Raw genomic sequence first — 6306 nt, 5'->3', positions numbered from 1 at the left:
CGACCGATCTGCTCCCGAGGGATACCTCGACGAGGAGGACGAAATCGACTGGGAGCAATGGATGTCGGGTGGTCTCTGCCTGCAGGCGCGGCTCGCCGGAGTGGTTGCGTTGACGGCCGATCCGATCGACCCCGTCATCGTCGAGACATGCAACGAGGGGTGAGCTGAACCGCACGCCGGACCGAGTCGTAGTGCCCCGCGTTTCTACCCACGCATGTAGTCTTCAGAACACGGTGACCCCGACGCCCGCCACGCCTCGCCGTGCGGACTCCCCTACTGCGTCGGGAAATGCATGAACGCTTCGTCTACTCGCACCCTCAGAGTATTTGTTGCAGGCTGGGTAATACAGGATGGCTCCTTTCCCCGCGCATCGGTCGGTGATCTCGCGGACGTCGCCCTCGAGCACTACTCCTTAACGGATACACCTTCTCTTTGCGACGAAACGCGCACTGCCATAGCCAGACCCGCCTACAGTCGAGCACCCAGCATGCACCGCGATGGGCGTCTACTGTGGCTGCATCTCGTCTACGGCGACGGCTGGAGCGCCCAGTGGTGGAACGACGAACCCACCGATGGCGAGGTCACTCTGACCGGAACGTTCAACGCGATGCTCACCGACTTCGGTGTGGACGCGCCACCCCGCGTCCACGGTCGCATCCGCCTGATGCATCTCGTAGACGAACAAGTTCGACCGACAGAAAAAGGTTGGACCACTATCGATGGAACCGACCAGCTCACCGAGATCGATGCCATTCCCGTTGCACACGACTGGTGGCCGTCCAAGGACACCAAAGACGGCGACTTCATCGCGTCGGGTGTACTGATCGAAATAGATCTCGACGACCACCCGTCTTCGCTCACACCGTTCGCAGCTGGAGCTGTGACGATCAGGGGAGATTCGATCTGGGTGATGCACTCGTCGGAGCCGGTTCTTTTGCAGGTCGATACGGCGGGAACAGATCCGGTCACCACTCGCTATCTGCTGCCGCTGACCATCGAACCTTCGAACGACCGCTGGTCGCGTCGGATCCACGCCATCGACGACGGCCTCTGGCTCACCTCCGAGCACGATATCCATCTGTGCACCATTTCTCCCGAGGGTGAGCTGAGCATCGAGCGATACGCCACCGAAGGCAGCTGGAGCACCGCGGTCCACGAGGGACAGCTGTATCTCATGGGGCGGACACGGTCGTCCATGAACAGCAACCGACGTCATGGAGTGATCAGGACTTATCCCGATGAAGAGCGAGTTCGATTGCTGGACAGAGTTACCCGACGCATCGTGACCGTCGACGGCCCTGACGGCATCCGGGCTTCCCGAGCAGATCGCGCTACAGCGGCCGACGGCACGCAGTGGTCCGTCGACGGCACAAATATGTTGCGCCGCATCGACTCAGACGGTACGGCGTCGAAGACCGACCTGACAGCCGAGTCGGAGACGGTCACTGTTCGATCGACAACATCGGATGCATTCGCCGACCCTGCCAACGCCGACGTCGTCGCCGCCATCACGGTCGACGTCTCCCGTTTCGTTCCGAAAACACCGCCGAGCCCGTGACCAACGAGTCGATCGCGGGCAGTAATTCTCGAACGACCCGCACAGAGGGACAGCCTTGCGCAGCACTGGGGCGAATTTCCGATATCCGCAGGTGAGGACAAGATTCCTGACGTACTGCCGGCGGGTCGATGCCGTAAGTACCCAGAATATTCGTGAAGGTCCATTCGATGGCTCATGCACAACGGCGTTAAAGAACTGATGGGTTACGTCAGACCGAGCGAAAGCCTGACTTCCTGGACGCGCCGGGGTCTCTTGGCGAAAAGAGGTTCTTGTAGGCGGCTTCGCAGAACAGCGCGATACCTACTACGAGCTGAACGACGCCGAACAGGTCACTCATATCCGGCTCGCGAATCCACGCGATACCAGCACCTGCTATGAATATCCCGGCAAGCAAGCGCACCACCAAGATAACCATCGACCCTGCGGTGCGTGAGTTCTTGTCCATAACCTCTCCTGTCGACGGCGGCGGATCCAGTTTCGACCGGCCGGTCACCTTGGAATCCTCCCATCAGCCTACCGATTCGACACTCACTGCCCTTTCGAGCAACTGACACGAAGCCATGCCTCCGCTTCACTGTGGGCACCTGCGATGGCCGCTGCTGAGAAATCGCGCTGGGGCAAATACGTGCGCAGTGCCTGCACATCCGTAGGTCGACATCTACCGCAGAACCCAATACAGTCGATGAGCATGGGCAACCGACTTCGCCGCGCCGACCAATCCACGCGAGACTATTTGGGCGGTCCCGGAATCAGCCTGTTTGCGCTCGTGCTCGCATTCTTCTTCGTCGTGCCCGGCATCGGCAAAATTGCAGGATTGGATGAGTACGGCATCGCTATAGCTTTCGCAGCAATGGCCGTATGCATTATTGCGACCAGCCGCATACGTAGACGGTTCCGAAAAGAACATTGATTCGCTCGATAGGAGCTTGCGAGACGGCCCTCATACCACCCTACGATCCCTGCTCATAGGCAAGCCAGTTGTCGGCTGGCGAGTCCAGCGAACGCAATGTGTTCTCGTCAGGAGCGCATTGCGCTGTGTACATCCAGCCGTGTCGTGAAATCACGTCGCTTCGCTTGCCGTCCACGAAGTACACGCAGTTGTCTTCCCCGACATAGATGACGGAGAACTGCACACCAGCAATTTCGGTCGACGCGACGCGAGAGTTGCCGTCGCGCAGCATTGTTTGTGCAAGTTCTTCCATCTGGTCGTGTGCCCGATCGAAGTCCCGATGTACTGGCAGATCGATCAGCTCGAATGCAGCAACAGTGACCAAGACGAGCAGCGGTGCGAGCGTACTTGCCCACGTCAGTGTGCGATGTCGTGTCCAGTACTTGGACAACCTGACTGCCCACACGATTCCAGTGGCGATGAGGCCGAGAATTGCCAGCCATACGGTTGTGAAGTCGAGAAGTGTGTCCTCGGGTGAGGGGTATTCCCACCACTCGTACCGCATCCCGGCAAGGAGGCCGAGGAAAAGAGCAGCCGCAACTGCAGTGCCGAGCCCCGGACGACTTTCTCGCCGGGGTTGTTGATCGTGAGTCTCGCTCACGTGGCTACTCTGCGCGGGCGCGGCTTGTGCAGTGCAGCGGCGACCGATCCGAGGACGACCAGTGGAACCGCGGAGAGCAGCTCTCCCCAGTAAGAAGACCAGTTGATCAGCCCGGCGATCGACGCACACACCAGCATTGCGACGGCCGACCAGGAAACCCACTGTCGCATCGTCACTGCGGCGAACAGGGGCGGTGCTGCGAGCAACAACCCGAGACCGATCACCGGCCACACCCCGATTGTGTCGACGATGCGGTCTTCGCACCGATAGTAAGACCGGCTTTCGCCGATCTTCGAGCACTCCAACGACACATCACCCATCGACCCCGACGTCCACACCAAAGCAACGAAGGCCGACGCGACCACAACGGTCACCCACCATATTGCTCTCGACACGTCGGCAGCGTATCCGATCTCAGCTCCGTGCTTCGGACGTCTTCCTCAGACCGATCACCCTCGGCTCGTCGACTACGAGTCGATATTCAACGGTGTTTCAAAACCATGTTCCGTGTCAGCATCAGCACGCCCAGGCCGAGTCCCCAACCAATCATGCAGAGCAGCACGCCCACGCCCGACTGCCCTGTGATGTCCGTACTCGCATCGAAGCAGAACGCGGTCGAGAATCCAGCCGTAATACCCAGTGCTGCAACGCGGCTACCAGTCTTGGCCCAGCGCGACAGGTGTGCGGCGAAGAAGCACGCCAGCACCACCGTGGCACCGCACGCGACCATCTGCCACGTCGGGAATTGATTCGGTGCAGGAAGCCCGGGTCCGCGGAACTCACCTCGCTGCGCGGCCGACCAACTCAACCAGCCTGCGCACGAGAGGAAACCCAACACGAAAGCGAGCAGTCCGGTGGACCCCACACACCGAGCGAGCCGGTTCCGGCACCGTCGTCCGACTTGGATGATCTGAACCAGATGCTCAGGGCACAGAATGCTGAGGGCACGCCAACAAAGATGAAGACGATCCGCAGAAATTGCGACATCGAAAAGTCGACTGCCATGCGTTCGACGCTAACAAAACCTACGGCGCGATCCGACGGGCTCTTACGGTGCGGCACTCAGTAGTTGTCGGCTCACACGAGCTCTCCGCGTGCCGGATCATCCTCGTTACCTCCACGACCGCCAATCATGACGGCGATCCCGATACCCTCCAGAGATGGCTGTGATGAAAGAGATCGACAAGTGGGTCGGCAGCCGGTTGACGGGTGTGCCTACGCGGTCGAAGCCACCCGGCCCCATTCTGCTGGCGTTCGTCACGGTCGCAGTCATCGTGTGGGTGTGTGTGGACCGAAACTGGTGGCCGTCCCCTTTCGGTTCGTACGCGTGGCTCGATCCCCTCCTCGCCGCAATCGTGTGCGTGCTGGTATTTCTCGTGACCGGCCTGATCTGGGCCATTCGCACCCTCTACGTTCTCGGCCGCGATCAGCGATGGTCGTGGTGGGTGGTACCGGCCCCTGCTGTCGTCCTCGCCGGACTCGCCTTCCTTGCGCTGATGCCATCGACATCGTTGCTGGACGTGCGCAGCGAATTCGATGCCATCGCAGTCGACCTACATGACAATCCTGGAGTGTGGCGAGAGCGATTCGAGATCGGCCCGTTCGACATCAGAAGTGCCCACAGTTCACCATCGGGCGAGGTGTATTTCACCGACAATGCCAGCATTTTCAACACCACCATCGGATGGGTCTACTCCCCCGACGCCGAACCGTCGGGTCTCACCACTGTCACCCACCTCGACGGCCCCTGGTACGAGTACACGTCCGTGTGGCGTTGACTAGCTCACCTCTACTGAATAATAAGCGCAGCAATGATTTTCGAGCTGTGCGCCGATTCGACGCCCGAAAAACTGGGTCGACGTCCGAGCACAGCAATTCTCATGACAACGACAGCCAGGCAACAATGGACACGAGTGTCAGGCGACCGATCCGGCTACGGCCAACGCGATTGCTTGCAATAGAGGTCGGTCCACACTGGTTGCACGCGCCGCAATCTCCACGTCCACTCGGGTGCCCGAGGGTTTGACCAACGTGACCTCGTCGATCGGGTCGCCGTCGAGAGTCATGCTGCTCGCACCCGGATTATCGTCGCGAAACTGCGACCCATCCGGCAATGTCACCGCACCCCAGGGGTTCTCGGACGGCTCGTAGTCCGCGTCGATCACTCTGATCGTAAGGGTGCCGTCGCCGGCCATCACGGCTCCGCAGGCTCCGGCCGATCCCGATGGGGAGGTTCGCATCGAGCCCAGCGGCCTGTCCAGTTCGACTGGCACCCCGACCGCCCGCCAGAAGTCATCCAGCGAGGCATTCAGGCGATCGACGGCCCGGGACGAGAACTGCCCTGCGCCCTCGGAATTGGTGTCACACGAAATCGGAAGCGGGAGCATTCCATCCGGAACCGGTGTGGACCAGAGCAATTCCGGCCGCAGCGCTATCGTGCGCAACTCCTCGATCGACAATGGCACGGTACCGGTGGACTCGTAATCGGCGTTGTAGTCCGACGACGAGGCCACTACGACGGAACCATCGCGTGCATACATACGCACGACATTGGAGTAGATACGGTCCCCGTCGATTTCGGTCCAGGTGTCCCGAGTGTCGATAACGGTTCCGTCGGACAGGGTTTCGCGAGCATCGAGCCATCCGGCCTGGCACGGCTTGGGGCTGTCGGCGAGGCGGGTGACGTTGACCGTCACCGAACCTTCGACGCCGTCGCGAGAGACCAGTCCGTCCGCGGTGGTGCCAGGGTCATATGCCGCGTCCGCGCTGGGCACCGGCTGGAAAACCAGCGGATCGCCGAAGGACCAGACCACAGATCCAGCCAGCACGTCGACTCCCGCCGGCAGAGCATCGCGGACCGCGACCGACATCGCATTCGCCTTTTCCGGGGTCAACCACGGGTAGTCGGGGTTGTCGTAGCGCTCCTGGCCCGAGGTCGCGACGCCGTAGAACTGCTCTTCCTCGGGCGGCTCCACGGATTCGCATCCAGGAATATCCACCGGGTACTCGACCGGCTCACTGAGATAGCCCAATCCGGACTGCCCCATCGGTTGGTGGGTCAGACCTGCCGCAGCGACACCCAAGGCGACGACCACACCGACGACCACCCCATCGGTCCGCACACCGCCACGCCGCAAAGACATTCGCACGGCCGCAGCCTAACGCGGCCAGACTCGACCCGATCAGGTGCCAGGAGCG

Annotated in this window: 8 protein-coding genes; 3 read left to right on the top strand and 5 right to left on the bottom strand. The window is 61.1% G+C overall.

Annotation, left to right across the window (positions count from 1 at the left end):
* Window positions 1–487 precede the first annotated feature (487 nt).
* The gene (locus tag RHODMAR_RS06550) at window positions 488–1558 is read left to right on the top strand and encodes a hypothetical protein (protein ID WP_008712590.1); all 1071 of its coding nucleotides are present in this window, start codon (window positions 488–490) and stop codon (window positions 1556–1558) included.
* Between the two features lie 208 nt (window positions 1559–1766).
* Here RHODMAR_RS06550 and RHODMAR_RS06545 read toward each other — a convergent pair whose 3' ends face one another.
* Window positions 1767–2003 (bottom strand): hypothetical protein, encoded by a 237-nt coding sequence (locus RHODMAR_RS06545; RefSeq protein ID WP_008712589.1) that lies wholly within the window; start codon window positions 2001–2003, stop codon window positions 1767–1769.
* Between the two features lie 243 nt (window positions 2004–2246).
* On the opposite strand from RHODMAR_RS06545, the gene RHODMAR_RS06540 reads away from it, so the two are divergent.
* The gene (locus tag RHODMAR_RS06540; RefSeq protein ID WP_157226015.1) at window positions 2247–2468 is read left to right on the top strand and encodes a hypothetical protein; all 222 of its coding nucleotides are present in this window, start codon (window positions 2247–2249) and stop codon (window positions 2466–2468) included.
* Between the two features lie 40 nt (window positions 2469–2508).
* Here the strand turns inward: RHODMAR_RS06540 and RHODMAR_RS06535 are convergent, their stop codons facing one another.
* From RHODMAR_RS06535 to RHODMAR_RS06525, 3 genes are all read right to left on the bottom strand, one after another.
* Window positions 2509–3108, bottom strand: coding sequence for a hypothetical protein (locus tag RHODMAR_RS06535; protein WP_157226014.1), 600 nt, complete (start codon window positions 3106–3108; stop codon window positions 2509–2511).
* Window positions 3105–3503 (bottom strand): hypothetical protein, encoded by a 399-nt coding sequence (locus RHODMAR_RS06530; RefSeq protein WP_042938228.1) that lies wholly within the window; start codon window positions 3501–3503, stop codon window positions 3105–3107. Before RHODMAR_RS06530 ends, RHODMAR_RS06535 begins: the two co-directional genes overlap by 4 nt.
* Before the next feature lie 86 nt (window positions 3504–3589).
* On the bottom strand, window positions 3590–3973 hold the full coding sequence (locus RHODMAR_RS06525) for a hypothetical protein (RefSeq protein ID WP_008712583.1): 384 nt from the start codon (window positions 3971–3973) through the stop codon (window positions 3590–3592).
* A 295-nt stretch (window positions 3974–4268) separates the two neighbouring features.
* Here RHODMAR_RS06525 and RHODMAR_RS06520 point away from each other — a divergent pair, with 295 nt between their 5' ends.
* Window positions 4269–4886 carry a hypothetical protein gene (locus RHODMAR_RS06520; RefSeq protein ID WP_008712582.1) on the top strand — a complete coding sequence of 206 codons (618 nt, stop codon included), beginning with the start codon at window positions 4269–4271 and terminating at the stop codon, window positions 4884–4886.
* A gap of 138 nt (window positions 4887–5024) precedes the next feature.
* Here RHODMAR_RS06520 and RHODMAR_RS06515 read toward each other — a convergent pair whose 3' ends face one another.
* Window positions 5025–6257 (bottom strand): hypothetical protein, encoded by a 1233-nt coding sequence (locus tag RHODMAR_RS06515; RefSeq protein ID WP_157226013.1) that lies wholly within the window; start codon window positions 6255–6257, stop codon window positions 5025–5027.
* Window positions 6258–6306: the final 49 nt, after the last annotated feature.

This window comes from Rhodococcus sp. AW25M09, assembly GCF_000333955.1.
Lineage (GTDB): Bacteria > Actinomycetota > Actinomycetes > Mycobacteriales > Mycobacteriaceae > Rhodococcoides.
This window is presented reverse-complemented; position numbering and strand designations above follow the sequence as displayed.

What these genes read in the sequence shown, in the direction of transcription:
- RHODMAR_RS06550 (WP_008712590.1), top strand. Translation starts at nt 488, where the DNA reads ATGCACCGCGATGGGCGTCTACTGTGGCTGCATCTCGTCTACGGCGAC.
- RHODMAR_RS06545 (WP_008712589.1), bottom strand. Translation starts at nt 2,003, where the DNA reads ATGGACAAGAACTCACGCACCGCAGGGTCGATGGTTATCTTGGTGGTG.
- RHODMAR_RS06540 (WP_157226015.1), top strand. Translation starts at nt 2,247, where the DNA reads ATGGGCAACCGACTTCGCCGCGCCGACCAATCCACGCGAGACTATTTG.
- RHODMAR_RS06520 (WP_008712582.1), top strand. Translation starts at nt 4,269, where the DNA reads ATGGCTGTGATGAAAGAGATCGACAAGTGGGTCGGCAGCCGGTTGACG.